25 protein-coding genes are annotated in these 24,981 nt (G+C 62.4%); 16 read left to right on the top strand and 9 right to left on the bottom strand.

Annotation, left to right across the window (positions count from 1 at the left end; all coding sequences use genetic code 11):
• Positions 1–192 precede the first annotated feature (192 nt).
• From EI969_RS14085 to EI969_RS14065, 5 genes are all read left to right on the top strand, one after another.
• Complete coding sequence (locus EI969_RS14085; RefSeq protein WP_160388371.1) at positions 193–1,176, top strand: iron ABC transporter permease; 984 nt, start codon at positions 193–195, stop codon at positions 1,174–1,176.
• On the top strand, positions 1,176–1,943 hold the full coding sequence (locus tag EI969_RS14080) for a heme ABC transporter ATP-binding protein (RefSeq protein ID WP_160388343.1): 768 nt from the start codon (positions 1,176–1,178) through the stop codon (positions 1,941–1,943). The genes EI969_RS14085 and EI969_RS14080 overlap by 1 nt, the downstream gene beginning before the upstream one ends.
• A gap of 56 nt (positions 1,944–1,999) precedes the next feature.
• Positions 2,000–2,884: a ChaN family lipoprotein gene (locus EI969_RS14075; RefSeq protein ID WP_160388342.1), complete on the top strand. Its 885-nt coding sequence runs from the start codon at positions 2,000–2,002 to the stop codon at positions 2,882–2,884.
• Between the two features lie 220 nt (positions 2,885–3,104).
• Positions 3,105–3,710 (top strand): SCO family protein, encoded by a 606-nt coding sequence (locus EI969_RS14070; RefSeq protein WP_150719325.1) that lies wholly within the window; start codon positions 3,105–3,107, stop codon positions 3,708–3,710.
• 1 nt (position 3,711) lies between these two features.
• On the top strand, positions 3,712–4,221 hold the full coding sequence (locus tag EI969_RS14065; RefSeq protein WP_160388341.1) for a copper chaperone PCu(A)C: 510 nt from the start codon (positions 3,712–3,714) through the stop codon (positions 4,219–4,221).
• Between the two features lie 121 nt (positions 4,222–4,342).
• On the opposite strand, the gene EI969_RS14060 is transcribed toward EI969_RS14065, so the two are convergent.
• A complete protein-coding gene (locus tag EI969_RS14060; protein ID WP_150719327.1) occupies positions 4,343–4,759 on the bottom strand; it encodes an organic hydroperoxide resistance protein in 417 nt (138 codons plus the stop codon).
• Positions 4,760–4,882: 123 nt separating this feature from the next.
• Positions 4,883–5,212, bottom strand: coding sequence for a hypothetical protein (locus tag EI969_RS14055; protein ID WP_160388340.1), 330 nt, complete (start codon positions 5,210–5,212; stop codon positions 4,883–4,885).
• Between the two features lie 183 nt (positions 5,213–5,395).
• On the opposite strand from EI969_RS14055, the gene potE reads away from it, so the two are divergent.
• The 6 genes from potE (at position 5,396) to EI969_RS14025 (ending at position 12,426) form a co-directional block, all read left to right on the top strand.
• A complete protein-coding gene (potE, locus tag EI969_RS14050) occupies positions 5,396–6,802 on the top strand; it encodes a putrescine-ornithine antiporter (RefSeq protein ID WP_160388339.1) in 1,407 nt (468 codons plus the stop codon).
• On the top strand, positions 6,802–9,087 hold the full coding sequence (locus tag EI969_RS14045; protein ID WP_160388338.1) for an Orn/Lys/Arg decarboxylase N-terminal domain-containing protein: 2,286 nt from the start codon (positions 6,802–6,804) through the stop codon (positions 9,085–9,087). Before potE ends, EI969_RS14045 begins: the two co-directional genes overlap by 1 nt.
• 181 nt (positions 9,088–9,268) lie before the next feature.
• A complete protein-coding gene (locus tag EI969_RS14040; RefSeq protein ID WP_160388337.1) occupies positions 9,269–9,670 on the top strand; it encodes a hypothetical protein in 402 nt (133 codons plus the stop codon).
• The gene (locus tag EI969_RS14035; protein WP_160388336.1) at positions 9,670–10,209 is read left to right on the top strand and encodes an HD domain-containing protein; all 540 of its coding nucleotides are present in this window, start codon (positions 9,670–9,672) and stop codon (positions 10,207–10,209) included. Before EI969_RS14040 ends, EI969_RS14035 begins: the two co-directional genes overlap by 1 nt.
• A 223-nt stretch (positions 10,210–10,432) precedes the next feature.
• On the top strand, positions 10,433–11,701 hold the full coding sequence (locus EI969_RS14030; protein ID WP_160388335.1) for an OmpP1/FadL family transporter: 1,269 nt from the start codon (positions 10,433–10,435) through the stop codon (positions 11,699–11,701).
• A 50-nt stretch (positions 11,702–11,751) separates the two neighbouring features.
• Positions 11,752–12,426 carry a DUF3313 domain-containing protein gene (locus tag EI969_RS14025; protein WP_160388334.1) on the top strand — a complete coding sequence of 225 codons (675 nt, stop codon included), beginning with the start codon at positions 11,752–11,754 and terminating at the stop codon, positions 12,424–12,426.
• A 58-nt stretch (positions 12,427–12,484) separates the two neighbouring features.
• On the opposite strand, the gene ligD is transcribed toward EI969_RS14025, so the two are convergent.
• Together ligD and EI969_RS14015 are read right to left on the bottom strand one after the other, a co-directional pair.
• Positions 12,485–15,049: a DNA ligase D gene (ligD, locus tag EI969_RS14020; protein ID WP_160388333.1), complete on the bottom strand. Its 2,565-nt coding sequence runs from the start codon at positions 15,047–15,049 to the stop codon at positions 12,485–12,487.
• A gap of 798 nt (positions 15,050–15,847) precedes the next feature.
• Complete coding sequence (locus EI969_RS14015; protein WP_160388332.1) at positions 15,848–16,576, bottom strand: tellurite resistance TerB family protein; 729 nt, start codon at positions 16,574–16,576, stop codon at positions 15,848–15,850.
• A gap of 258 nt (positions 16,577–16,834) precedes the next feature.
• Between EI969_RS14015 and pcsA the strand changes: the two genes are divergently transcribed.
• Positions 16,835–17,557, top strand: coding sequence for a phosphatidylcholine synthase (gene pcsA / locus EI969_RS14010; protein WP_160388331.1), 723 nt, complete (start codon positions 16,835–16,837; stop codon positions 17,555–17,557).
• A gap of 163 nt (positions 17,558–17,720) precedes the next feature.
• Here pcsA and EI969_RS14005 read toward each other — a convergent pair whose 3' ends face one another.
• Together EI969_RS14005 and EI969_RS14000 are read right to left on the bottom strand one after the other, a co-directional pair.
• Positions 17,721–18,533 (bottom strand): class I SAM-dependent methyltransferase, encoded by an 813-nt coding sequence (locus EI969_RS14005; protein ID WP_160388330.1) that lies wholly within the window; start codon positions 18,531–18,533, stop codon positions 17,721–17,723.
• A gap of 44 nt (positions 18,534–18,577) precedes the next feature.
• Entirely contained in the window at positions 18,578–18,847 is a 270-nt protein-coding gene (locus tag EI969_RS14000) for a DUF4242 domain-containing protein (RefSeq protein ID WP_160388329.1), read from the bottom strand.
• 180 nt (positions 18,848–19,027) lie between these two features.
• On the opposite strand from EI969_RS14000, the gene EI969_RS13995 reads away from it, so the two are divergent.
• Positions 19,028–20,005, top strand: coding sequence for an AraC family transcriptional regulator (locus EI969_RS13995; protein ID WP_160388328.1), 978 nt, complete (start codon positions 19,028–19,030; stop codon positions 20,003–20,005).
• Positions 20,006–20,073: 68 nt separating this feature from the next.
• Complete coding sequence (locus tag EI969_RS13990) at positions 20,074–20,535, top strand: GNAT family N-acetyltransferase (protein ID WP_160388327.1); 462 nt, start codon at positions 20,074–20,076, stop codon at positions 20,533–20,535.
• A gap of 17 nt (positions 20,536–20,552) precedes the next feature.
• Here EI969_RS13990 and EI969_RS13985 read toward each other — a convergent pair whose 3' ends face one another.
• The 3 genes from EI969_RS13985 to EI969_RS13975 form a co-directional block, all read right to left on the bottom strand.
• The gene (locus EI969_RS13985; protein ID WP_160388326.1) at positions 20,553–21,770 is read right to left on the bottom strand and encodes a cytochrome c biogenesis protein DipZ; all 1,218 of its coding nucleotides are present in this window, start codon (positions 21,768–21,770) and stop codon (positions 20,553–20,555) included.
• Positions 21,771–21,917: 147 nt separating this feature from the next.
• Positions 21,918–22,130: a hypothetical protein gene (locus EI969_RS13980; protein WP_160388325.1), complete on the bottom strand. Its 213-nt coding sequence runs from the start codon at positions 22,128–22,130 to the stop codon at positions 21,918–21,920.
• Positions 22,131–22,178: 48 nt separating this feature from the next.
• Complete coding sequence (locus tag EI969_RS13975; protein ID WP_160388324.1) at positions 22,179–22,442, bottom strand: DUF2790 domain-containing protein; 264 nt, start codon at positions 22,440–22,442, stop codon at positions 22,179–22,181.
• Between the two features lie 307 nt (positions 22,443–22,749).
• Here EI969_RS13975 and EI969_RS13970 point away from each other — a divergent pair, with 307 nt between their 5' ends.
• Entirely contained in the window at positions 22,750–23,490 is a 741-nt protein-coding gene (locus EI969_RS13970; protein WP_160388323.1) for a response regulator, read from the top strand.
• Positions 23,487–24,797 carry an ATP-binding protein gene (locus EI969_RS13965; protein WP_160388322.1) on the top strand — a complete coding sequence of 437 codons (1,311 nt, stop codon included), beginning with the start codon at positions 23,487–23,489 and terminating at the stop codon, positions 24,795–24,797. Before EI969_RS13970 ends, EI969_RS13965 begins: the two co-directional genes overlap by 4 nt.
• Positions 24,798–24,981: the final 184 nt, after the last annotated feature.

Genomic DNA, 24,981 nt, shown 5'->3' with positions numbered 1-24,981 from the left:
TGTGCGTAAGCCGGATGTCGATGGCATCATCACCCGCGACGAATAATTCGATGATCGCCGCCCTCTGATCGGCCAAGGAATAATCCCGATGCGTATCAAGACACTGTCGGCCCGGGCCCGGACCGCCGGGATCAACCCATGACGGCCATTTTTCGGCCGCGTCCGACCTTGATCTTTTTGCTGTTGTTGCTGCTGCTGGTGTTCTGGCTGTCCCTGGCCCTCGGGCCGGTCAGCCTGCCGCTGGGCGATACCCTGCTGGCCGGGATGCGTCTGCTCGGGTTGCCGCTGGACGGTGGCGACACGCAACAGGCGGAATTGATCCTCGGGCAGATTCGCCTGCCACGCAGCCTGCTCGGCATCGCCGTCGGTTCGGTACTGGCGTTGTCCGGCGTGGCCATGCAGGGGTTGTTCCGCAACCCCTTGGCCGATCCGGGCCTGGTCGGCGTTTCCGGCGGTGCGGCACTCGGTGCGGCCCTCGCCATCGTCGGCGGCAGCCTGCTCGGCGGCGTGCCAGCGGCCATCGAGCCTTATCTGCTGTCGCTCTGCGCCTTCGGCGGTGGCTTGATCGTCACGGCGGTGGTGTATCGCTTCGGCCGTCGCAACGGGCAAACCGACGTTGCCACTATGCTCCTGGCGGGCGTGGCGATGACGGCCATGGCCGGTGCCGGCGTGGGGCTGTTCACCTACCTGGCCGATGACGCGACCCTGCGCACCCTGACGTTCTGGAACCTGGGCAGCCTCAACGGCGCCAGTTACCCACGCCTGTGGCCATTGCTGATCGTCACCGTGGGCGTGGCGCTGTGGTTGCCACGTCGCGCTGCGGCACTCAATGCCATGCTGCTGGGCGAATCCGAAGCCCGGCACCTGGGCTTCGATATCGAACGGATCAAGCTGGAGCTGGTGCTGTGCACGGCGCTCGGCGTCGGCGCGGCCGTCGCGGCGGCCGGCCTCATCGGTTTTATCGGCCTGGTGGTACCGCACCTGATGCGTCTGCTGGTCGGCCCGGATCACCGGGTGCTGCTGCCCGCGTCGCTACTGGCCGGTGCCAGCCTGCTGTTGCTGGCCGATCTGGCTGCGCGCCTGCTGTTGGCGCCGGCTGAATTGCCGATCGGCATCGTGACGGCATTGATCGGCGCGCCGTTCTTTCTTTATTTGCTGGTACGAGGACGTTCCTGATGCTGCGGGCAAACAACCTGCTGGTACGTCGTGGCAACCGCACGGTACTGGCGAACATCGATATCCAGTTGCACCCCGGTCAAGTGCTCGGCGTGCTGGGTCCGAACGGCGCCGGCAAAAGCACCCTGCTCGCAGCCTTGTGCGGCGAATTGCCGACCAGCGAAGGCACGGTCAGCCTCGACGAACGCCCGCTCGCCGACTGGCCGGGACAGGAACGGGCGAAACGCCTGGCCGTGCTGCCGCAGAGTTCCAGCCTGAACTTTGCCTTCTCGGTCAATGAAGTCGTGGGCATGGGGCGCTTGCCTCACGCCAGCGGCCGCGTGCGCGATGGCGAAATCGTCGCAGAGGCGTTAAAAGCCGCCGACGCCCTGCATCTGGCCGGACGCAGCTACCTGGCCCTGTCCGGCGGCGAACGCCAGCGCGTGCATCTGGCGCGGGTGCTCGCTCAGCTCTGGCCGGGGGCCGCAGGGCAAACCCTGCTGCTCGATGAGCCGACGTCGATGCTCGATCCGCTGCACCAGCACACCATCCTGCAAGCCGTGCGCGACTTCGCCGAGCGCGGCGCCGCGGTGCTGGTGATCCTGCACGACCTCAATCTGGCTGCTCGCTACTGCGATCAACTGCTGTTGCTGCAACAAGGCCTGCCCCACGCCTACGGGCCACCGGCAGAGGTGCTGACCGCCGAAGCGCTGGCGGCGGTCTATGGCCTGGAGGTGCTGATTCATCAGCATCCGGAACGCGGCCATCCGTTGATCATCGCGCGCTGATACCGCCCCCCCCTCCTTGCTTGATCGAGGGGGTCTCTATCTATCAAGGAAAACCGATGCGCTTTCTGTTGCTGTGTGCGTTCAGCCTGTTGGCTGCCTGCCAAACCCATTCTGTAACGCCGCCCCCGGCGCCGATTGCCCCGCAAGGGCGCGATCACGCCGACCTTGGCGTCATCCGCGAACTGGCCAGCGGTCGCACGCTGACCCCGCAGGAACTGGTCGAACGCTTGGCCGTGGCGCCGCGCGTGCTGGTCGGTGAACAACACGACAACCCGGACCACCATGCCCTGCAATTGTGGTTGCTGCGCGAGCTGGCGGCACAACGCGCCCAGGGCAGCCTGCTGATGGAAATGCTCAATCCCGACCAACAGACCAAAGTCGATGCCGCGCAAGCCGCGACCCGCGCCGGACAGCCACCGGCCGATGCGTTCAAGGCGCTGGCCTGGCAGGCCAATTGGGACTGGAGCGTGTATGGCGCCCTCGTCACCTACGCGCTGCGCCAACCCTATCCGCTGCTGGCGGCGAACCTGGACCGCGCGCAGATCATGCAGATCTACAAGCAGCGCCCGGTGCTCACCGGTGAAGCGTCCACCACCCGACAGGTACAGGCGACCTTGCTCGAGGACATCCGCGAATCCCATTGCGGCCTGTTGCCCGAAGCACAGATGCCGGCCATGCTCGCCGTGCAGCAACAGCGTGACCGGCGCATGGCCGAGCGCCTGATGGCCGCGCCGACACCGGCGTTGCTGTTGGCCGGGGCCTTCCACGTGCGCAAGGACCTGGGAGTGCCATTGCACCTCAAGGACCTCGGTGCCGGCGAGGGCAATGCCGTGCTGATCCTCGCGGAAGCGGGCAAGACCGTGACCGCCCAGAGCGCCGATTACGTGTGGTACACCGCTGCGCAGCCGGAACAGGATCACTGCGCGAGTTTGCGTCGATAAATTGTGGTGAGGGGGGCTGCCTGTGGTGAGGGGGCTTGCCCCCTCACCACAAGAGCACTTTCACCCCGATGGCGCGACACTATGTCGCGCCGCAGCAAAGGTCCAATGGTCGTATCCACCCCTCCGCCACCGGCACAGTTTGGTAACATCCCCACGATTTTTTCGTCTGTACAGTCACCACGCTGTCAGTTTCAGCCTGTTCAACAGGATGCTTTTTTCCATGAGTACTTTGTATACCCGCCGAACTGTCCTGCAAGGCATGGGCCTGTTGAGCCTGGGCCTGCTCGCCGGTTGCGACGGCAGCAGCAAGCTGTCGTTCCAGTACGGCAAAGATCTCAGCGACAAGATCATGGGGCGTAATTTCAAGCTCAAGAACCCTGAGGGCGAAACCCGCATGCTGGGCAGCTATCGCGGCCTGATGCCGATGGTGTTCTTCGGTTTCACCCAGTGCCCGGCCGTCTGCCCCACCACGCTGGCCCGTGCCGCACAGGCCAAGAAGCTGATGGGGCGCGACGGCGAAAGGTTGCAGGTGGTCTTCATTACCCTGGACCCTGAACGCGACACCCCGGAACTGCTCGACAAGTACGTCAAGGCATTCGACCCGAGTTTCGAAGCGCTGTACGGCACCCTGGAAGAAACCGCCGCGACCGCCAAGGAATTCGGCGTGTTCTTTGAAAAAGTCCCGAGCGGCGATACCTATACCCTCTCCCATACCGCGACAAGCTATGTCTTCGACTCCCGGGGCAATCTGCGCCTGGGCCTGTCCGCGTCCCTGACGGCCAAAGAGTGCGCAGAAGACCTGCTCACTGTGATGGAGGTTTGCTGAAATGAATGCCCCACAGGTTAAAAGCCGTATCGCTCAACGCTGCAAGCAACTGGCGCTGGGCTTGTCCCTGATCGGCCTGGCCTTTGCGGTATCGGCACAAACCCGCGTCGACGACGCCTGGGTTCGCGCCACCGTAGCCGGCCAGCCGTCGAGCGGCGCCTTCATGACGGTCACCGCGAGCAGCGACAGCAAACTGCTGAGCGTGCAAACGCCGGTGGCCGGGCTGGTGCAGATTCATGAAATGAGCATGAAAGACGACGTCATGAAAATGCAGCAAGTGCAGTCCGTCGCGCTGCCCGCCGGTGAAGCGGTGAGCTTCGATCCCAATGGCTACCACGTCATGCTGATGAACCTGACGGGGCAGATCAAGGAAGGCGACAAGGTGCCGCTGACCCTGACCGTGGAAAACGCCAGCGGCGCGAAAGAGTCGATTCAGGTTGAGGCCGTTGCCAAGGCGATCGGCACCATGGATCACGGCTCGATGGCGCACGATCACAGCAAGATGAATTGATGCACGCGTGACACCGTGTAGGAGCCGGCTTGCCGGCGATTTGCCCTCGAGCCTTGCGCCGATCTCGTGGTCGCCATCGCTGGCAAGCCAGCTCCTACAGAAATGGTGAACGCCCGTCGACTCAAACCAGCTTGAGCACGACGTTGATGTTGTTGCGCGTGGCCTTCGAATACGGGCAGTACTGGTGCCCGGTGTCGACAATTTTCTGTGCGGTTTCACGATCCAGCCCCGGCAGGCTGACATTGAGCCGCGCCTGCAGCAGGTAGCCGCCTTCATTGGTGCCCAGGTCGACTTCGGCATCGACGGCGACATCCTTGGGCAACGCCACTTTCATTTCCCTGGCCGCCACCTGCATGGCGCCGATGAAACAGGCTGACCATCCGGCAGCGAACAGTTGCTCGGGGTTGGTACCGCCGCCCCCCGCGCCCGGCGACGACAGCTTCACGTCGAGGATCCCGTCGGAACTGCGGGCGGCGCCGTCACGCCCGCCGGTGGTGTGGGTCTGGGCGGTGTACAACACTTTATCGATCTGGCTCATGGTGACCTCCTGATTGAGTTGTAAGAAACCGGTTTTACACCCCATCCGATTGCCGGGATGGTCAATCAATATAGTCGTCACAGCCATGCGCCGTGGTCGATCCGACCGGCGCCCGCCCCTTGTTTATTTACGTGCCAACTTGTACCTGACGCAGTCCTCATGAAAGCTCTGCCGCACGGCGGTCGGTTTCAATCGCGACGGACTGTCATAAGTTTGCTCTGTAATGCCAAGTGCCATCATGCGCATCCAGGTTTTGGCGAACTTGTAGGCCTGGATTTTCTGCCGTGCGGCGTACAGGGAAACGCCTGAAAGCTTGAGTTCCTGTGCCCTTGCAGCGGTGCCTGCGCCCCAACTGCACATGTACTGATCATTGGCGGCTAATTCTTTTGCTTGAGCCGAGTTGCCTATGCCCGCAACTATTAGCGGGATTAACGCGATCCATATCTTGCGCATTTCGACCTATCTAACCAACTGAAAACAAAGTAATTTTGCAGAGAACCTGGAAATTTGGGGGCCAGCATCCTGCCTTTTCTGCAAATAAATGAAAAAGCGCGGTGGGGTTCGCCTATTTCTTGCGAGTTCTCAAACCTTTGCTATAGCTAAGGTTCTCAATCGCCAACTAAGTGAGGCAACGGAATGTCAGTCGCAAAGAAAATGAGTGTGGGGCAACTGACAATGTTGACCGCCGTCAACATGTTGGGCTCAGGAATTATCCTGCTACCGACTAAACTCGCGGAAGTCGGTGCGATTTCAATCCTCTCCTGGCTGATAACGGCCACCGGCTCCCTCGCTCTGGCCTACGCCTTTGCGCGATGCGGGATGCTCAGCCGCAAGACCGGCGGCATGGGCGGTTACGCCGAATACACCTTCGGTAAAGCAGGTAACTACATCACCAACTACACCTATGGCCTCTCGCTGTTGATTGCCAACGTGGCGATCAGTATTACCGCGGTCGGCTATATTCAGGTGTTGTTCGGGATAAAACTTGATTCGCTGCAAGTAGGCCTGGCCACTATTGCCCTGTTGTGGATCACCACCTTCGCCAACTTCGGCGGCGCGAGCATTACCGGGCGTATCGGCGCGGTGACGGTCTGGGGTGTGATTGCACCGGTGGTACTGGTGTCCACCATTGGCTGGTTCTGGTTCGACAGCAGTGTCTACGCCGCTGGCTGGAACCCTCACGACAAAGGCTGGTTCGAAGCGGCAGGCGCCTCGGTGGCCATTACCCTGTGGGCCTTCCTCGGCCTGGAATCGGCTTGTGCCAACACCGACGCGGTGGAAAACCCTGAGCGCAACGTACCGATCGCGGTGCTGGGCGGCACCCTGGGTGCGGCGGTGATCTACATCGTCTCCACCAACGTGATCTTCGGCATCGTCGGCAACGAAGAGCTGGTCGCATCCACCGCGCCGTTCGGCCTGGTGTTCGCCAAGATGTTCACCCCGATGGTCGGCGACATCGTGATGGCGGCCATGGTGCTGGCCTGCATCGGTTCGCTGCTGGGTTGGCAGTTCACCATCGCCCAGGTGTACAAAAGCTCGGCCGACACCGGCTACTTCCTGTCGATCTTCGCCAAGGGCAACAAAGCGGGAACGCCGATTGTCGGCATGCTGGTGCTGCTGGCGGCACAGACCGCGCTGGCCCTGCTGACCATCAGTCCCGACCTGAGCAAACAGTTCGACACCCTGGTCAACCTCGCGGTGGTGACCAACCTTGTGCCGTACATCCTGTCCATGGCCTCACTGATGACCATGCAGAAAGTCTCCAACGTGCCGGAAGGCAAGGCACTGGCGACCAACGTCATCGCCCTGATCGCGGCGGCCTACAGCTACCTGGCGCTGTACAGCTCCGGTGAGCAGGCGCTGATGCTGGGCGGCGTGGCCACCATCGTCGGCTACACCCTGTTCGGCTTCGTCAACAACCGCCTGATCCGCCTCGAAGCACTCAACAACAGCGTACCGACGCAAACCGTCAGCGCGCAGCACCTCACTGCCGAGCCAGTGCCGGTGAACAATCTGAATAAAGCCACTCTGGAGGTTCAATAATGACGGACTATAAACACTCGCTGGGCATGCTGGCGCTACTGGTCAGCAGCCCGCCGGACAAGCGAACGGTGTTTGGCCGTGCCCTCGATCACCTGCTCCACGACGTAGAGGGACGCGGTGTCAGCGTCCTGGCTTCGGAAAGCCTCAGCGATGCCGCATCGATCCTGCGTTCGGACCCTGCCGTCCAGTGCGTGCTCATCCGTTGGGAAATGGACACCAGTGAAGGCCACGCCGACTGCATCAAACTGCTGGTCAAACTGCGCGAGCGCAACACGCGGGTGCCGGTGTTCCTGATCAGTGACCGCACCACCGCGTCGAGCATTCCGTTGCTGGTCATGCAACACGCCGACGACTTCATCTGGCTGCCCGAAGACACCACCGGTTTCCTCAGCGGGCGCATCCTGGCCGCCATCGAGCGCTATCGCCAGGCCGCCCTGCCGCCGATGTTCGGCGCGCTGGTGAAGTTTGCCCGCACCTATGAATACTCCTGGCACACCCCGGGCCATGCCGGTGGTACGGCGTTTCTCAAGAGCACCGCCGGACGTGCCTTCTACGAATTCTTCGGCGAGAACCTGCTGCGCTCCGACCTGTCGATCTCGGTCGGCGAACTGGGTTCGCTGCTCGATCACAGCGGCCCCATCGGCCAGGGCGAACGCTACGCCGCCAAGGTCTTCGGCGCGCACCGCACGTACTACGTGACCAACGGCTCGTCGATGTCCAACCGCGTCATCCTCATGGCCAGCGTCACGCGCAACCAGATCGCCCTGTGCGACCGTAACTGCCACAAGTCCGCCGAACATGCGATGACCCTGTCCGGGGCGATTCCGACCTACCTGGTGCCGACCCGCAACCGCTACGGCATCATCGGCCCGATCCTGCCGCAGACCCTGAGCGCCGAAGGCGTGAAAGCCGCCATCGCCAGCAACCCGCTGGTCAAGAAAGGCATCGACCCGACGCCGGTGCACGCCATCGTCACCAACTCCACCTACGACGGCCTGACCTACAACGTCACCCGCGTCGAGGAGCTGCTGGGCGAAAGCGTCGACCGCCTGCACTTCGACGAAGCCTGGTACGGTTATGCGCGCTTCAACCCGCTGTACACCGGACGCCATGCCATGCACGGCAACCCGGCCGATCACGACAAGTCCAAGCCGACCGTGTTCGCCACCCAGTCGACCCACAAGTTGCTGGCCGCCCTGTCCCAGGCCTCGATGATCCACGTGCGCGACGGCCGTAACCCGATCGAACATGCGCGTTTCAACGAGTCGTACATGATGCACGCCTCGACTTCGCCGAACTACGCGATCATGGCCTCCTGCGATGTCAGCTCGGCGATGATGGAAGCCCCGAGCGGGCAGATCCTCACCAGCGAGTCGATCGAAGAAGCGATCAGCTTCCGCCAGGTGCTCTCGCGCATGCACAACGAGATGCTGAGCAAGGACGACTGGTTCTTCACCTGCTGGCAGCCGCCGAGCGTACAGGTGGGCGCAGCGACCGTGCCGTTCCATGAGGTCGACCCGGTCACGCTGAAAACCGACCCGAACTGCTGGGTGCTGCATCCGAATGCGGTATGGCACGGTTTCGGTGACATCGAAGACGGCTACTGCATGCTGGACCCGATCAAGGTCTCGGTACTGGCCCCGGGCATGGGCGACGACGGCAGCCTGCTGGCCCACGGCATCCCCGCCTGCGTCGTCACCGCGTACCTGGGACGCCAGGGCATCGTGGTCGAGAAAACCACCGACTTCACCATCCTGTTCCTGTTCTCCATCGGCATCACCAAAGGCAAGTGGGGCACGCTGCTCAACGCCCTGCTCGACTTCAAGCGCGACTACGACGACAACGCCGAACTGGAGCTGTGCCTGCCCGACCTGTACAACGCCAACCAGCGACGCTATGCCGGCATGGGCCTGAAGGACCTGGCCGACGAAATCTTCGCCGCCATGAAGAAACACAAGACCACCGCCAACATGTCCCAGGCGTTCGGCACCCTGCCACAAGCCGAGTTCAGCCCGGTGGAGGCCTACGAAAAACTGGTGCGCAACGACATCGAACTGGTCACCCTCGACCAGGCCGCCGGCCGCCTCGCCGCCACCGGTATCGTGCCGTATCCGCCAGGCATCCCGTTGCTCATGCCAGGCGAGAACGCGGGCCCAGCGGACGGTCCTTTGCTTGCGTACCTCAAGGCACTGGAAGCCTTCGACAGATCCTTCCCGGGCTTCACCCATGACACCCACGGGATCGAAGTCGAAGACGGCGTTTATCGGATGCTGGTACTGAAATAAATTAAACAGCTTCACCGCAACCCTTGTGGGAGCGAGCTTGCTCGCGATAGCGTTTTTCCAGTCAACATCAATGTTGCCTGACACGACGCCATCGCGAGCAAGCTCGCTCCCACATTGCTTTTGCATACCCTTTCAAATCCCTATGGGCAAATTCAATCACGGCGCTCTATGATTGATCCCCATGACCACCACCGCTGCGACCCGCTCACCCTGCCCGCCCGGCGCCTGCGACTGCGGGCGTGACCCGCTGCTGGAAACACCGGGGGCGGACCTGCGCATTCTGTTTCTGACCCGCAACGAAGAAAAACGCCTGATCGAACGCCTGGAGAACCTGCAGAGCCTGAGCGATCTTGAGCACGTGCAGCGGCGCATGTTCGAGCAGTTGGGCATTCGCGTGGCCATCGCCCCGGGCTTCAATGAAGTGCGCACCATGCGCGGCATCGGCATCCAGGTTGGCGAACTGCCGGGACTGTGCCGCAAGACCCGCGCGAGCATCCCCGCGGCCATTCGCCGTGCCATGGAAAAGCGCCCGGAGATAGCCTACGACCTGCTCAACGCCAACGACCTGTTGCGTGACGCCTGATGAAACTGCTGCTCGAATTCCCTCGCACCGACGAGATCCTCACCTCATTCGCCCTGGCCATCGGTGCCGACCTGCAGGGCTACCGCAACCACATCTACCGGGTGCTGAATTTCCACGCGGCCCTCAGCGCTGCCGACGGTTTGCCCTCGGACGCCGTGCAGATCGCCGCAGCGTTTCACGACCTGGGTATCTGGACCGATGACACCCTGGACTACCTGCCGCCCTCCATTGCCCTGGCCACCGAGTACCTCGACAGCCAGCAGCGATCGGACCTGAAGGAAGAAGTCAGTGCGCTGATTCTCGAGCATCACAAGCTGCGCCGGTATCGCGGCGCTTGTGCCGAAAGCGTCGAAGCCTTTCGCCAGGCCGATCTGGTGGATGTGTCCCTGGGCCTGGTGCGTTTCGGCTTGCCTCGAAGCTTCGTCAAAACCGTGCAGTCGACCTTTCCCGACCATGGTTTTCACTCGATGCTGATGAAGCTTTCAGTCCGGCAACTGATCCGCTCGCCGCTGCGGCCGTTGCCCATGTTTCGCTGGTGAAACAGACGCTTATATCGACTGAAAGCCTACTTTCTAACTAGCCATTACTGGATATTTCGCAATTCGAACCTACGCTCTTGACGGGGAACCTGAACATCATCGCCGAGCCGGGCGCGGCCAAGGTCGCTGCAGCGCGGACCAAGAGGCCAGGTAAACAGCCGAATCCGCGGGTGGCCGGCACCGTCCACGCGCATTCGAAATGGACATTTGCTGAGGTAGATACATGCCGAACAGAACACTTGCCGTATCTGCATCCGCGCTACTGACCCTGTGCTGCCAACAGGCCTGGGCCGGCGGCATCATGCTCTACGAAATCGGCACCGACAACGCAGGCCTGGCCAACGCTGGCGCCGCCGCCCGTGCCCAGGGCCCCTCGACCATCGCCAGCAACCCGGCGGGCATGAGCTACCTGCCAGGCACGCAAATCACCGGCGGCCTGCAAGTGCTCTACGGCGACCTGAGCTTCGACCGTGACTCCGGCACCAACACTGCCGGCAGTGGCAGCGGCAATGCCCTCGATCCGATCCCCGGTGCCAGCTTCTTCATCAGCCATGAACTGGACGATCACTGGAGCGTCGGTTTCGGCTCCTATGGCGACTTCGGCCTGGCGGTCAACTACGACAACGACTGGTCCGGCCGCTACTTCGCGCAAAACTCCAGCCTGCTCGGTCTGTCCCTGGTGCCGAGCGTGTCCTACCGCTTCAACGAACAATGGTCGGTGGGCGTGGGCGTCAAGGCCATGTATGGCATGTTGCAGGCGCAAACGGCGATTGACCGCTCGCCCTTCGGCTTCACCGACCGCACCGACGGCCAGTACAAATACAAGGACAACGCCTGGGGCTACGGCGCCAACGTCGGGGTGATCTACGCCCCGCAACCCGGCACGCGCATAGGCCTGGCCTACACCAGCCAGGTCGACCTCGACTTCAAGGACCGGCTGGACGTCAAGGGCGATGGCCGCCTGCTCGACCGCATCAACAACACCGACACCGAACTCGACATCAAGGTGCCGCAAACCCTGACCCTGAGCCTGTTCCAGCAACTGGACCGGCAGTGGGCCCTGCTGGCTTCGGCCAACTGGCAGGACTGGTCCGAGTTCGGCGATATCGGCGTTGAAGTCGACACCACGGCGCTGGGTTCGCAATCGAAAAACGTCGACGCCGGATTCAAGGACACCTGGCACCTCTCCCTTGGCGCGCAGTACCAGGCCACCGAACAGTTGTTGTGGAACTTCGGCGTGGCCTATGACAGCAGCGCCGTTTCGGACAGCAACCGCAGCGTGATCGTGCCGATGAACGAATCCTGGCGCATTGCGACGGGAGCCACCTATGCTCTGAACAAGGACACCGATGTCAACGTCAGCTGGGCCATGGTCTGGCTCGGCGACATGCCGATCGACCAGACCAAGTCCGTATCCGGCAACCGAGTTTCCGGCGAGTTCGACAACGCCTGGATCCAGGCCCTGACCGGGAACATGACCTGGCGCTTCTGATGCTCAGACAACGCAAGAACGACGATTTCAACCAAGGAGTAAACACCACTATGAATCTGTCCCGAAAACTGCTGGTCGGCGCTACGCTGGCAAGTCTGTTGCTAGGCGGCTGTACCTCGAAAGTGACCGAGAAGGAACAATACTCAGGCTTCCTGCCCAACTATAACAACCTGCAGGAAGTCGAAACGCCGAGCGGTGGCACCGCGATGCGCTGGGTCAGCCCGTCGTGGAACCCGAATGCCTATGACACCGTGGTGTTCAACAAGCTGGAGCTGTACCCGGCGCCCAAGCCCGATGAGCGGGTCAACCAGCAGACGCTGACCGACATCCAGAACTACATGACCAACAAGGCCAAGGCCACGCTCGGTCAGAAGTACCGCGTAGTGTCCACCTCGTCAGCCGCTCCGGCGGGTTCCCGGCCGCTGATCATGCGCGCTGCGATCACCGGGGTGAACGCCGAGAACGAAGGCATGAAGTGGTATGAAGTGGTGCCCATCGCGGCCGTAGTCGGCGCAACCCAGGCCGCCACCGGTCACCGTGACCAGGAAACCACCCTGTTCATCGAAGCCGAATTCATTGACGCGAAGAGCAACCAGACCGTAGCCAAAGTGGTGCGCAAGGTGTTCGGCAGCGAACTGAAAAACGAAAGCCAGAAGATTACCGCCCAGGACTTCAAGGCGGCGATCGACAAACTGGGTACCGACTTCCAGGCCTTCATCAAGTAACCCCCCCTGTACCTGTGGCGAGCGAGCTCGCCACAGGGATTTCCCTTGACCCTTGCGGTCACTTTTTCATCCCCACCCGCCGACGCATCTCGGCGGTGATCGCCTGCTGCGTCTTGCGCATCTGTGCCCAGGGTTCATCGCCGACTTCTGCCAGGCGTTCATGTGCATTGTGCAGGTTCCACTGATTGCCGCCCTTGAGCTCGGCAACCTCCTCGCGAAAAATCGGCATCGACACCGGCAGACCCTCGCGGGTACGTACCGCGTAGGCGCAGATGGTGGTCGCCCCCAGGCCGTTGCGCAGGTAATCGATGAAGATCCGGCCGACCCGGTTCTTCGGTCCCGACACCGCCGAAAAACGCTCGGGCAACAGCTTGGCCATGTGACTGACAATGGCATGGCTGAAGTCCTTGACCTCATCCCAACCGAGCTTGCGAGTCAGCGGCACGACCACATGGATGCCCTTGCCGCCGCTGGTTTTCAGAAACGCCTTGAGCCCCAGTTCATCCAGCACCGACAGCGTCAGCGCAGTGGCCTCGACCATGCGCTTCCATGGCAGCGCCGGGTCCGGGTCAAGGTCGAGGACAAAGCGGTCTGGCTTGTCCAGGTTGGCCGACGTGGCGTTCCAGGTATGCAGCTCCACGGTACTCATCTGCACCGCGCCAATCAGCGCCTCGGCGTTGTTGATGAGCATGATCGGCTGGCCGGTGAGCTGCTTGTCCAGCGTGGTGATGCCCGGGATCGCCAGGTGCTCGGCATTCTTCTGGAAAAACAGTTCGCCGGCGATGCCGTCCGGCGCACGCACCAGCGCCACCGGACGATCCTTGAGTTCGGGCAGGATCCACTCGGCAACGCTCGCGTAGTACTGCGCCAGTTGCAGCTTGGTGGTGCCGCTGTCGGGATCGATCACCCGGTCCGGGTGAGTGATTCGTACCTTGCCCTGCTCCAGACCGATTTGTGAGGGGGCGGGCTCGGTTTTCTTGTGCGTGGTTTTTTTCGCAGTGGAGGTTTTCACGGTTTTCGCGCGCTCCTCGGTGATGTCTTGAGCGGGTTTGTCATCGCGCAGGCCATGGAACACGGCATGACGCACCGAGCCGTCCCTGGTCATTTCAGCGAAGGCCACTTCCGCCAGCAGTTTGGGTTTGAGCCAGTGAACGTCCCTGGCCTCGGAGCCGTCGGGCGGATTGACCACCGGCGGTTTTTTCACCCGCAACGGCTTGAGCTGCTCATGGATGCTGCGCAGGGTCGCCTCGTTGAACCCGGTGCCGACCTTGCCGGCGTAACGCAACTCGCCACTGTCGCGGTCATGCAGCCCCAAAAGCAATGCGCCGAAGGCATGGCGCGAGCCTTTCGGGTCGGTGAAACCGACGATGACGAACTCCTGTCGATGTTGGCATTTGAGCTTGATCCAGTCGCTGCTGCGCCGGGAGACATAAGGCGAACCCAGGCGCTTGCCGATCAAGCCTTCCATGCGCATCTGGCAGGCGCTGTTGAGCAAGGCCTGTGGCTCCTCGCCGAACGACTCGGAGAAGCGCAGCAACGGCTGGTCGTTGGCCTTGAGCACTGTCGAAAGCGCGGCCCGGCGCTCTTCGACCGGCACCTCGCGCAAGTCCACGCCGTTGAGGTATGGCATATCGAACAGGTAGTAGAGAATGCCGTCGCTGCGATTCGCCTCGAAGGCGTTCTGCAGCGCCTGAAAGTCCGGCACACCCTGGTCGTCGGCCACCACCATTTCGCCGTCGAGCCACGCCGACTCCAGGCCCAGCGCAGCCAGGGCCTCGGCCTGGCGGGGTAACTTGTGGGTCCAGTCGTGGCCATTGCGGGTGATGAGTTTGACCGCGCCGTGGTCGATGCGCGCCATGATCCGGTAACCGTCGAACTTGATTTCGTAGCTCCAGGGACCGTCCGGGACTTTTTCCACCAGCGTTGCCAGCTCAGGCTTGAGCAGGTCCGGCAGCCTGGCCTTGCGGGCGCCGGTCAGTGGCGAGGATTTTTCCTGGGCACTGGCTGCGGGCTTCCTGACGGGCTTGGGTCTGGCGGCCGGTTTCGAGGGTTTGTCGGCGATGCGCCGCTCGCTGAGCACGCTGTCCGGTTCGGCGCTGAGCACATCGTAGTCATGCTGCGAACGGGCGGCGCCGTCCTGATGCTTGATCAAGAACCACTGCTCCTGTTTGCCCGGCATGTGCGTGCGCACCAGGTTCCACAGGCCGCCAAGCTTCTCTCCCTGCAATTCGAACTTGAGTCGCCCCTTGGCATAGGCCTTGGCGGGATCGTCCTGGGGAATCCAGATGCCCCGATCCCAGACGATGACCTCGCCGGCACCGTAATGCCCCTCGGGAATGCTGCCTTCGAACGTGGCGTACGCCAGCGGATGGTCTTCGACGTGCACCGCCAGGCGCTTGACCGAGGGGTCCAGGGACGGGCCCTTGGGCACGGCCCAGCTCTTGAGTGCGCCGTCTAGCTCCAGGCGAAAGTCATAGTGCAGGTGGGAGGCATCGTGCTTTTGAATGCAGAACTGCAAGGCATGATCCCCGGCAGTTTTCTTGCGCGAGCGCTTGTCGGCAGCAGGCTCGGAAGTCGCCGAAAAATCACGCATGCGGTTGTAGTCATCGAGGTTGCGGGCCATGGCTCACCTGCTTCGCGCCAGGACGTCGAATGCAAACGTCTCCTAACCCAGCAGAGCCGGCGAGCGGCGCAATAATTCAATCGATGTGGGAAATGCCCGGACAGACGGGCTGTTAGCGCGGGGTACAAGCAGGAGATGTGCCCTACATCAAACTGTGGGAGCTGGCTTGCCGGCGATGAGGCCGGCACATCCAACATCAATGTCGCCTGACACACCGCCATCGCTGGCAAGCCGGCTCCTACAAGGGGATTGGGTCGTCCGCAAATGCCAGGTTCACCACAAAAACTGTGGGAGCTGGCTTGCTGGCGATGAGGCCGGCATATTCAACATCGATGGCGCCTGACACTCCGGCATCGCTGGCAAGCCAGCTCCTACAAGGGGATTGGGTCGTCCGTAAATGCCAGGTTCACCGCAAAGACTGTGGGAGCTGGCTTGCCGGCGATGAGGCCGGCACATCCAACATCAATGTCGCCTGATACGCCGTCATCGCTGGCAAGCCAGCTCCTACAAGGGGATTGGGTCGTCCGCAAATAGCAGGTACACCACAAAAACTGTGGGAGCTGGCTTGCCGGCGATGAGGCCGGCATATTCAACATCGATGGCGCCTGACACTCCGGCATCGCTGGCAAGCCAGCTCCTACAAGGGATTGGGTTGTCCGCAAATGCCAGGTTCACAACAAAAACTGTGGGAGCTGGCTTGCTGGCGATGAGGCCGGCATATTCAACATCAATGTCGCCTGATACGCCGTCATCGCTGGCAAGCCAGCTCCTACAGTTGGATTTTTGCCTTGCCCCTGGTCAGGCATTGCCCTTGGCCTGTTGCTCCAGGTGCAATTGCAACTCTGGGTCGATCTGCAACGCCGCGGCCAGTTCATCCAGATAATTGCGCTCGGCGTCCTGCTGGTCGTCCACCAGCATCACGCTGGCCAGGTACATCTCCGAGGCCATGCCGGGGTCGGTGGCCGACTGTGCCACTTCATTGGGGTCAAGCGGCTTGGCGACTTCATCGTCCAGCCATTGCTGCAATTGCGGATCGTCGGTGTGACGACCGATTTCAGTGCTGATCATGTGCTTCTCTGCTTCATCGATCCGGCCATCGGCCTTGGCCGCGGCGATCAATGCCCGCAGGATCGCATGGCTGTGCTCCTCGGCCTCCGGACCGGCCAGCAAGTCCACGGTGCGTGGCGCTTCCTGCGGTGCCAACGCCTGGCTGCGCTGCCAGGCCTGATACGCCTGGTACGCCATCATGCCCAGTGAGGCCAGTGCCGCATAATTGGTGCCACCGCCGGAGCGGCTTTGTGGCGCGCCACCCATCGGCGAGCCGCCGCCAAGCAAACCACCGAGCAATCCGCCCAACCCACCGCCACCGCCGCCCGCACCGGCACCGGCGCCACCGCCCAACAACCCGCCGAGCAAGCCGCCCAGGTCGCCGAGCCCGCCCTGGGCCGAGGCGCCACCGCCACCCTGTTGCGCCATCGAGCCTTGGCCGGCGCGCAGTAATTGTTCGAGCAGATCACTGGTGTTCATCACGCTTGTCCTCTTTGGAAGGGTTCTGTCCAGTCAGGCAACGATAGACCTCGCAAGCGAATGTGCCAGCACCGTTGGGCCGACGCACCCGCGCCAGCGTGGATTTGTCCGGGGTATTTCTTTTCGGCACAGCTAAGATTCATAGGTGGTGAACCTTATTCGCGGATACCCGGTCGATACCTGCAACCCGACCCGCTTTGCCACCGCCCCGTACGCGGGGTGACAACTGGCTTGCTTCATTCACTGGAGAACGCCCCCGTGATTTCAACCCTGTACATCGCCAGGCTCAAAGCATGGGGCGCCCATGGCTTTACCGCCACTGGCGTGGTCACCGCTTTCCTCGCCACCCTGTCCCTGCTGGACAACCAGCCGACCCATTGCCTGCTGTGGCTGGGCGTTGCCCTGATCGTCGATGGCCTGGACGGTGCGCTGGCACGCAAGGTCAATGTGCAATCGGTGCTGCCGAGCTTCGATGGCTCGATCCTCGACCTGGTGATCGATTACCTGACGTATGTGTTCATCCCGGCACTGTTCATCTACCGCTACATTCCGCTGCCGGACTACACCTTGCTGCTCAGCGTGTCGCTGATTCTGGTGTCGTCGCTGTTCTGCTTCTGCAACGTCAACATGAAGAGCAAGGACAACTATTTCCAGGGCTTCCCCGCCGCCTGGAACGTGGTTGCCCTGTGCCTGTACATCATCGCCCCGTCGCCGTGGATCACCTTCATTACCATCATTGGCCTGGCCCTGCTGACCGTGACCCGGATGAAATTCCTGCACCCGTTCCGCGTGCGCCGGTTCATGCCGATCAACATTGCGGTGACGGCCATCTGGTTGCTGTGCAGCCTGTCGCTGGTGCTCAACCATCCAGTGATCAACCCGCTGGTGATGGGGCTGTGGCTGCTGATGTCGGCGTACTTCCTGGGCATCTGCCTGTGGCGCACGGCGCTGGAGTGGTTCGACGAATCGCGGCTCAAGTAGCCATGCCGGCGAAAGTCATTTAGCAGACATCACACTACCCCTTGTAGGAGCGAGCGTGCTCGCGATGGTCGATAACGATTACGCGTGTTTTCTGGATGCACGCGGTGTTTTCGAGTCCATCGTCGGATCGCCGCCCGGAGCAGGCTCGCTCCTACAAGGGCCATTAGCGCCGCGTAATCACCACCTCCAGGTATTCACTCGGCACCACCAGCGACTTGTCGCCCGCCCGGTTCATCCGGTTGATCAGTTCGGTCAGGTCCGTTTCCAGCGCCTTGGCGCCGTCTTCGGGCAGCGCGGCGAAGGCCTTGTGCACCGGCCCGTACCACTGGCGGAAGGTGTCGATGAAATGCGCCGTCGAGCGATAGCGGAAATTGAACGTGCGGCGCGTCACCTGGAGCAGGAATTGCCGCTCGTCAAAATGCTCGTGCAACCAGGCTTCGGTGCCCCAGCGCGAGGGCGGATTCGCTCCCGGCGCAGGTGGCAGGTGCTGGCCAAGGGTCTTGAACATCTGGCCGACGAACCCTTCCGGCGTCCAGTTGGCCAGGCCGATCCGCCCGCCCGGGCGGCAGACCCGTGCCAGCTCCGCGGCGGCCTTGGGCTGGTCCGGCGTGAACATTACGCCGAAGGTCGACAGCACCGCATCAAAACTGCCGTCGGCAAAGGGCAAGGCTTCGGCATCGGCGACCTGGAAGCTGACTTTCAGGCGTTCGGCCCGGGCCCGCTCTTCACCTCGTTCCAGCAGGGCCGCGACATAGTCGGTGGACGTCACCTGGCAGCCACGGCGCGCGGCAGCGAGGGTCGCGTTGCCGTTGCCGGCGGCAACGTCGAGCACGCGCTCATCGCACAACAGGTCGCAGGCTTCGACCAGTTGCTCGCCGACGATTTGCAGGGTGGTGCCGATCACGGCGTAGTCACCGCTGGCCCAGGAGGCCATCTGGCGGTTTTTCAAGGCAGTCAGATCAATGGGTGTACTCATGGAGGCAGTCTCTGGGGTGAAGCACGAATCGGGCCTGACCGCGGTTACTCCGCAGTCGTCGGATCGATGATGTTCATGACCTGGGAAATCCGGTTGGCGGGAAAACCACTGATCCTCGCGTGCTCCTGGATCTGCCCCTCGTTCGGCGCGATGTACACGCAATAGAGTTTGTCACCGGTGACATAGCTCTGCAGCCACTGCACCTCCGGCAACTCACGCAACGCCTGGCAGGACTTTAGCGAAGCGGCTTTCAAATCCCTTTCCGACAATGCTCCGGCGCCCTGGATCTCGCGTTCAATCACGAACTTCGGCATGGCAACCTCTCTTTTCTTGTTCTGGGAAGCAGGGCCGGTATTGACCCCGTAGACAAACTATCGTCCTGACGGGTGCTGGCGTCCTGTCCGATCGTCGCCCAGGCCTGCCCGATCGTCCGGAGATTCCACGTTGCGCACCGAGGCGTTCACAATCAGGAATCCTGCCACGGGGAACGCCCTATGGACGCTCTGTCACAAACCCTGCGCGTCGTGCACCTGGTCGGCGCGATCTTCATCAACGCCCGGTTCACCGCGCCCTGGTGCTACCAGTCGCCCAGCGCCGACACGGCGGCGCCGTTCCTGGAGCCCGATGCGGAACGGGTGGTGATCTTTCACCTGATCACCGAGGGCGAGTGCTACGTCGAGCTGGGCGATGATCCGCCGCTGCTGCTCAGCGCCGGCGACGTGGTGATCTTCCCCCAGGGCGACGCCCATCGCATGTGCTCCCGACCGGGATTGCCCCCGGCCACCGGTGCGCGCCTGGATGCGGTGCTGGCGCGCCGGCCCCGCCAGTTGAGCTATGGCGGCGGTGGCGCGGTCACCCGCCTGGTGTGTGGCTACCTGGCCTGCGATACGCGCCTGGCGGGCATATTGCTCAAGGGCTTGCCGGCCGTGGTGCGGGTCAATGTGCGCGGATCGAGCGCCGGTATCTGGCTGGAGTCCTCCGTGCGCTACGCCCTCGCCGAAGCCCGCTCGCCCCGCCCCGGCGGCGAAGGGGTATTGGCCAAACTCGCCGAAGTGCTGTTCATCGAAGTGCTGCGCCTGTACATGAACGAACAGGACGAAGGCCGCACCGGCTGGCTGGCCGGCGTGCGCGACCGAATCGTCGGCGCCGCCCTCAACGCCTTGCACAAGAACCCCTGCCACGCCTGGACGCTGGAAGAACTGGCCCGCACCGCCAGCACCTCAAGATCGGTGTTGGCCGAACGCTTCCAGCAACTGGTGGGGATCTCGCCGATGCAATACCTGACGCAATGGCGCATGTTGCTCGCCGCCAACCTGTTACGCAGCAGCAACAGCTCATTGACGCGGATCGCCGAAGAAGTGGGCTACCAGACCGACACCGCCTTCAGCCGCGCTTTTCGCCGCGAGTTTGGCGCACCGCCGGCGGCGTGGCGGCGCGGGCAGGCGGCTTCCCATCACTTGAGCGGTCGCTGAGCCGGTAGGGGCGACAGCACCACCCAGGATCGCTACTCTCGCGACTGACCTCTGAAAGGACTCACACTATGAAACTCCGCCTGGACTCGCTTGCTCGACATATGCACCACAGCAACACGTTCGCTGCGTGGATCCACCAGCAGTTCCACTACGAATACGCCGGTCAGCCACTGACCGACTGGCAACGAGAGTTCGCCGAAGGTCAACACAACGGCGACTGGAAATGTCTGATTGCCCTCGACCATGACGAGCTGCTGGGCGGCGCGGCGCTGGCCAGCGCCGACCTGGCCCATCGCCCGGATCTTGGGCCTTGGCTCGCTTGCGTGTTCATCGCCCCAGAGGCACGCGGCAAGGGCCTGGCGGAGCGGCTGATCGAAGGGATTTGCGCGCAAGCCAAAGCCAGCGGCGAGAAGAGGATCTACCTGCACACCCAGGACCAGAGCGCGTATTACGCCAAGCGCGGTTGGGTCGTGCTGGAGCGTTTTCAGGCATGGGAAAAAGATCAATGGCTCATGGCACGGGACTTGTGAGCCATTGATCGAGCGGATTACGCCGCTGGCGTGCCGGCCTTGGCCTCCTCCAGCAACTGCTGAATCACTTTCTCCTGAGTGTCGTAGCTGCCTTCACCGAAGTGGGTGTAGCGCACCTGTCCCTTGGCATCGATGATGTAGTGCGCCGGCCAGTACTGGTTGTCGAAGTTGCGCCAGATCGCGTAGTTGTTGTCGATCGCCACCGGGTAGGTGATGCCGTATTCCTTCACCTTGTCCCTGACGTTGTCGATGATGCGTTCAAAGCCGTATTCAGGCGTGTGCACGCCGATCACCACCAGGCCGTCCTTTTCATATTTCTTCGCCCAGTCCTTCACGTACGGCAGGGTGTGTTTGCAGTTGATGCAGTCGAAGGTCCAGAAGTCCACCAGCACCACCTTGCCTTTGAGGGCTTCGTTGGTCAGTGCGGGTGAGTTGATCCACTCCACCGCGCCGGACAGCGACGGCATCGCGCCCTTGGCGTCGCCCATGGTGCTGTCGGCCTTGACCTTGCTGACCAGGTAATCGACGACTTTCGGCACGGTTTCCAGCACGCCTTTCTCGACGCTGCTGACACCTTGCGATGAGGTGTTGGCCAGCAACAGGTCGTTGCCTCCCGTTGCGATCAGCGCTGCACCGCCCAGCACCGCAACCCCGGCGCCCCGGCGCAGCCAGCCAGTGACCGGAATCGACGGTTTCAAGCGATTGACCAGGCCGCGACCGGCGAAGATCAAGACGCCCAGGGACAGCGCACTGCCCGCGCCATAGGCCACCAGCAACACACTGGTGCCGGCGTTCGCGCCCTGCAGCATGGCGCTGGTCAGAATCACTCCGAGGATCGGCCCGGCGCAGGGTGCCCAGAGCAGCCCGGTGGCGACACCGATCATGATCGAAGCCAGCGGCCCGGACATCTTGCGCGAGTTCGGGTCGATGCGATTGCCCAGCATCACGAAGGGCCGCGCCAGCCAGTCGCCGACCCGGGCCGAAATCAGCGACAGGGCGAACAGCACCATCACGAACAGGGCGAAGTGGCGGCCGGTGTTGCTGGCCTGTATCACCCACTCAGTACTGACCACGGCCAGGCTCGAGACCAGGGCGAACGTCAGGACCATGCCACCGAGGGTCAGCAGGATCGAGGAGCGTGTGCGGTCGGCACCGGCGAACAGGAACGGCACGACCGGCAGGATGCACGGGCTGAGGACGGTCAGAATTCCGCCCAGGAAAGCGATGAGTAACATGGGATCACCTAATACACATTAGAGGGCAACACTTCATCACTGTAGGAGCGAGCTTGCCCGCGAAGACGTCGGCACATTCAATACAGATGTCATCTGCAAGGCCGCCTTCGCTGGCAAGCCAGCTCCCACAGTGGATTGGGGGTGTTTTCAAGCCGTTTGCTCATCCAGCAATTGCCCCTGAGGCGTACGGCTGGAACCGTCCTGCGCGAGGAAACCCTGGGTGCCCTTCTCCGCCACCGGCGTGAGCTGGAAGCAGGTGCTGCTGCCACAGGCGCTTTGCTCGACGGCGGCGTTGGCATGGGCTGCCGCACCGGCGAGGGAAAAGGCGACGGCGGTCAAAAAGCGCGATACGTTGTTCATGATGTCCTTCCTGATTCAATTGGATTAAGCGGTGGTTGCGCGCGACACTCAGTTTTCCGAGTTGCAGTGGTCGGCCAACTTGCTGTAATCGAGCACCTGGGTCCTGGACTGGGAGTCGAGGTAGGTCAGCCGGGCATTCACCACGCCGCAGGAAGGCGTAGAGTCTTCGGTCATCGACAGCACTTTCCTGATGTCGAGGTGGCTGCCATAGGTGTAGGTTTTCGGCGTGACATCGGCTTCGGCGCGGGCCGACAGGGTGCAGATGTTCAGGGCGGCAAACAGGCAGGCGGCGTAGATGGCTTTGGTGTTCATGGCGGATTCCTCGAAGTTTCAGCAGGTCGTTGGTTCGTTGGGCCGAGGCGGTCTGGTGTGCCTCGATGGAACCCATTAGAAGCCTGCGAGGTATCTCGTCTGTGTCGGGAATCGGCGCGAATCAATCGGTACGTATCAGAACGGGGCGCAGATACAGAGCAATACAAAACCGCTGAAAAACCGGCTTTTTTGCCTTCGTGTGTATCCGCGGGCAGGCCAGATACACTGCAATACAAAGGGCGGTCAGCGACCCCGCCCGGGCTCGATAGACTGTGTGGCAATCCCCATTTATCAGAGGTTTGGCCCAATGGATCACGTTGATCACATCCTCATCGTTGACGATGACCGCGAAATCCGCGAGCTGGTAGGCAACTACCTGAAGAAGAACGGCCTGCGCACCACCGTCGTGGCCGATGGACGGCAGATGCGCGCATTCCTGGAAACCACGCCGGTGGACCTGATCGTGCTGGACATCATGATGCCGGGGGACGACGGTCTGTTGCTCTGCCGCGAATTGCGCGCCGGCAAACACAAGGCCACGCCGGTGCTGATGCTCACCGCCCGCAACGATGAAACCGACCGTATCCTCGGCCTGGAAATGGGCGCCGACGACTACCTGGTCAAGCCGTTCGCCGCCCGTGAACTGCTGGCGCGGATCAACGCGGTGCTGCGACGCACGCGCATGCTGCCGCCGAACCTCGTGGTGAGCGAAGCCGGCCGCTTGCTGGCCTTCGGCCGCTGGCGCCTGGACACTTCGGCGCGCCACCTGCTCGACAACGACGGCACCATGGTCGCCCTGAGCGGTGCCGAGTACCGATTGCTGCGGGTGTTTCTCGATCATCCCCAGCGGGTGCTCAACCGTGATCAGTTGCTCAACCTGACCCAGGGCCGCGATGCCGACCTGTTCGACCGCTCCATCGATCTGCTGGTCAGCCGCCTGCGCCAGCGCCTGCTCGACGACGCCCGCGAACCGGCCTACATCAAGACCGTGCGCAGCGAAGGCTATGTGTTCTCGCTGCCGGTGGAAATCCTGGGCGATCAATCATGACCCTGGCGCTGCACTGGCCGCGGACCCTGGCCTCGCGACTGTCGCTGATCTTCCTGATCGGCCTGATCCTCGCCCAGGCCTTGTCCTTCGGCGCGCAATATTACGAGCGCTACGAGTCCTCGAAAAACACCATGCTCGGCAACCTGGAAACCGACGTTTCCACCTCCGTGGCCATCCTCGACCGCTTGCCCGCCAATGAACGCGCAGGCTGGCTGCAACAACTGCAGCGACGCAATTACAGCTACCTGCTCAATGAAGGTTCGCCGGGCACGCCGATCCGCACCGACATGCCCGATGCGCCCGTTGCCATCGCCTCGATCAAGGACGCCATCGGCCACGATTACCCGATGACCTTTACCGACATCCCCGGGCCGAAAAAGCATTTTCAAGTGCACTTGAACCTGGCGGACGGCAGCCCGCTGACCATCGACGTGCGCCCGGCGATGGTGCCCTTGTCGCCCTGGCTGCCCATCGTGCTGCTCGGGCAACTGGCGTTGATGCTTGCCTGCACCTGGCTGGCGGTCAGAATCGCCATCCGCCCCCTCACCCGCCTGGCCGGCGCCGTCGAAACCCTGGACCCCAATGCCCACCCCGTGCTCCTCGACGAAAAAGGCCCGACCGAAGTCGCCCACGCCGCCAGGGCCTTCAACTCGATGCAGGCACGCATCGCGGCGTACCTCAAAGAACGCATGCAACTGCTCGCGGCGATCTCCCACGACCTGCAAACCCCGATCACCCGCATGAAACTGCGCGCCGAGTTCATGGACGACTCCAGCGAAAAAGACAAACTGTGGAACGACCTCGGCGAGATGGAGCACCTGGTGCGCGAAGGCGTGGCCTACGCCCGCAGCATCCACGGCGCCACCGAAGAAAGCCGGCGCACCGACCTCGACTCTTTCCTCGACAGCCTGGTGTTCGACTACCAGGACATGGGCAAGGACGTTCAACTCACAGGCAAGAGCACCGCCATCATCGACACCCGCCCCCACGCCTTGCGCCGGGTGCTGGTCAACCTGACGGACAACGCATTGAAATTTGCCGGTGCTGCCGAGTTGCGCGTGGAAAAACAGGTCGACGGCAAGCTGTCGATCAAAATCCTCGACCGCGGTCCGGGGATCGCCGAGGAAGAACTCAAGCAAGTGATGGAACCCTTCTACCGCGTGGAAAACTCGCGCAACCGCAGCACCGGCGGCACCGGGTTGGGACTGGCGATCGCCCAGCAACTGGCGGTCGCGATTGGCGGGGCGTTGGTCCTGAGCAATCGTGAGGGGGGTGGGTTGTGTGCGGAGTTGAAGTTGCCGGGGTAGAGCGTTTCGGTTCAGGGGCGAGGGATGTAGGACTGGGCGTAAAGAATGGTCGGCTCGTAGGCCGTCATCGCTGGCAAGCCAGCTCCCACAGTATTTGCGTCGAACACCATTTTTTTGGATGACATCAAACCTGTGGGCGGGCTTGCCCGCGATGAGGCCAGTACATCCAATATTGATGTTGGCT

This window comes from Pseudomonas sp. PB101 (assembly GCF_009764265.1).
Classification (GTDB): Bacteria; Pseudomonadota; Gammaproteobacteria; order Pseudomonadales; family Pseudomonadaceae; genus Aquipseudomonas.
Note: the sequence above shows the minus strand (reverse complement) of the source record. Positions and strands in the feature narration are given on the sequence as shown.

What these genes read in the sequence shown, in the direction of transcription:
- EI969_RS14080 (WP_160388343.1), top strand. Translation starts at nt 1,176, where the DNA reads ATGCTGCGGGCAAACAACCTGCTGGTACGTCGTGGCAACCGCACGGTA.
- EI969_RS14075 (WP_160388342.1), top strand. Translation starts at nt 2,000, where the DNA reads ATGCGCTTTCTGTTGCTGTGTGCGTTCAGCCTGTTGGCTGCCTGCCAA.
- EI969_RS14070 (WP_150719325.1), top strand. Translation starts at nt 3,105, where the DNA reads ATGAGTACTTTGTATACCCGCCGAACTGTCCTGCAAGGCATGGGCCTG.
- EI969_RS14065 (WP_160388341.1), top strand. Translation starts at nt 3,712, where the DNA reads ATGAATGCCCCACAGGTTAAAAGCCGTATCGCTCAACGCTGCAAGCAA.
- EI969_RS14060 (WP_150719327.1), bottom strand. Translation starts at nt 4,759, where the DNA reads ATGAGCCAGATCGATAAAGTGTTGTACACCGCCCAGACCCACACCACC.
- EI969_RS14055 (WP_160388340.1), bottom strand. Translation starts at nt 5,212, where the DNA reads ATGCGCAAGATATGGATCGCGTTAATCCCGCTAATAGTTGCGGGCATA.
- potE (WP_160388339.1), top strand. Translation starts at nt 5,396, where the DNA reads ATGTCAGTCGCAAAGAAAATGAGTGTGGGGCAACTGACAATGTTGACC.
- EI969_RS14045 (WP_160388338.1), top strand. Translation starts at nt 6,802, where the DNA reads ATGACGGACTATAAACACTCGCTGGGCATGCTGGCGCTACTGGTCAGC.
- EI969_RS14040 (WP_160388337.1), top strand. Translation starts at nt 9,269, where the DNA reads ATGACCACCACCGCTGCGACCCGCTCACCCTGCCCGCCCGGCGCCTGC.
- EI969_RS14035 (WP_160388336.1), top strand. Translation starts at nt 9,670, where the DNA reads ATGAAACTGCTGCTCGAATTCCCTCGCACCGACGAGATCCTCACCTCA.
- EI969_RS14030 (WP_160388335.1), top strand. Translation starts at nt 10,433, where the DNA reads ATGCCGAACAGAACACTTGCCGTATCTGCATCCGCGCTACTGACCCTG.
- EI969_RS14025 (WP_160388334.1), top strand. Translation starts at nt 11,752, where the DNA reads ATGAATCTGTCCCGAAAACTGCTGGTCGGCGCTACGCTGGCAAGTCTG.
- ligD (WP_160388333.1), bottom strand. Translation starts at nt 15,049, where the DNA reads ATGGCCCGCAACCTCGATGACTACAACCGCATGCGTGATTTTTCGGCG.
- EI969_RS14015 (WP_160388332.1), bottom strand. Translation starts at nt 16,576, where the DNA reads ATGAACACCAGTGATCTGCTCGAACAATTACTGCGCGCCGGCCAAGGC.
- EI969_RS14005 (WP_160388330.1), bottom strand. Translation starts at nt 18,533, where the DNA reads ATGAGTACACCCATTGATCTGACTGCCTTGAAAAACCGCCAGATGGCC.
- EI969_RS14000 (WP_160388329.1), bottom strand. Translation starts at nt 18,847, where the DNA reads ATGCCGAAGTTCGTGATTGAACGCGAGATCCAGGGCGCCGGAGCATTG.
- EI969_RS13995 (WP_160388328.1), top strand. Translation starts at nt 19,028, where the DNA reads ATGGACGCTCTGTCACAAACCCTGCGCGTCGTGCACCTGGTCGGCGCG.
- EI969_RS13990 (WP_160388327.1), top strand. Translation starts at nt 20,074, where the DNA reads ATGAAACTCCGCCTGGACTCGCTTGCTCGACATATGCACCACAGCAAC.
- EI969_RS13985 (WP_160388326.1), bottom strand. Translation starts at nt 21,770, where the DNA reads ATGTTACTCATCGCTTTCCTGGGCGGAATTCTGACCGTCCTCAGCCCG.
- EI969_RS13980 (WP_160388325.1), bottom strand. Translation starts at nt 22,130, where the DNA reads ATGAACAACGTATCGCGCTTTTTGACCGCCGTCGCCTTTTCCCTCGCC.
- EI969_RS13975 (WP_160388324.1), bottom strand. Translation starts at nt 22,442, where the DNA reads ATGAACACCAAAGCCATCTACGCCGCCTGCCTGTTTGCCGCCCTGAAC.
- EI969_RS13970 (WP_160388323.1), top strand. Translation starts at nt 22,750, where the DNA reads ATGGATCACGTTGATCACATCCTCATCGTTGACGATGACCGCGAAATC.
- EI969_RS13965 (WP_160388322.1), top strand. Translation starts at nt 23,487, where the DNA reads ATGACCCTGGCGCTGCACTGGCCGCGGACCCTGGCCTCGCGACTGTCG.